General features: G+C 56.7%; 1 protein-coding gene. It reads left to right on the top strand.

All coding sequences use genetic code 11. From position 1 onward, the window contains the following. Window positions 1-96 precede the first annotated feature (96 nt). Entirely contained in the window at window positions 97-573 is a 477-nt protein-coding gene (locus CXQ93_RS20180) for an HNH endonuclease (protein WP_104112173.1), read from the top strand. Window positions 574-714: the final 141 nt, after the last annotated feature.

Here is a 714-nt window from a genome sequence, read left to right as displayed (position 1 = left end):
AAATGGCGTTAGAAAGTAACGACGTAAATTAGTGCAGATTCCACTGGCACTGGCCATTATGTCCGGGCACCAAGAGCAGGAAGAGGAAAGAGCCTGATGAAAACCTCAGCCGCACCAACTGACCGCTTTTGGTCCAAGGTCCTCAAAGGTCCTGGGCCCTCAGACTGTTGGCTGTGGACTGGTGCTGTGGCTGATGATGGCTATGGACGGTACTTTCTGCGTCAGAATGGCCGAGATACCTCCGTGCGCCCTCACCGCTACGCCTTCGAGTTGGTCACTGGAACCCCGGTTCGAGACGGCGATGTCCTACGGCACATCTGCAACATCCCCATCTGTGTCCGGCCAGATCCGGAACACCTCATTCTGGGTACTCAGCGGGAGAATATGCTGGATCGGGTGTGGGATGGAAGGCACGCCAACGGCGCAAGTTGGCACTGGCGCGGCACAGGACGGGCGGCATTTGCCGCCCGATCACACGCGCTGCGTGATGCAGCCCTGGAACATGGTTGGGATATGGCAGTCTTAGGGCCGATCATGAGCGGCGTTGATCCAGAAGAACCTACACTTTTCTAAATAGATTTCCTGTGCGAAGGGAAAACTGAAAGAGCCGGCCATTGGCCGGCTCTTTCTTTATGCCCAGGTGCAGGGTGAAGATCCGTCGTGGCGTCGAGGTTTCAGGAGGCTTGGTACTCGCTAGCTCGCACCAAGCTAGTG

This window comes from Arthrobacter sp. N199823 (assembly GCF_002929705.1).
In the GTDB taxonomy this organism is placed as follows: domain Bacteria; phylum Actinomycetota; class Actinomycetes; order Actinomycetales; family Micrococcaceae; genus Specibacter.
Note: the sequence above shows the minus strand (reverse complement) of the source record. Positions and strands in the feature narration are given on the sequence as shown.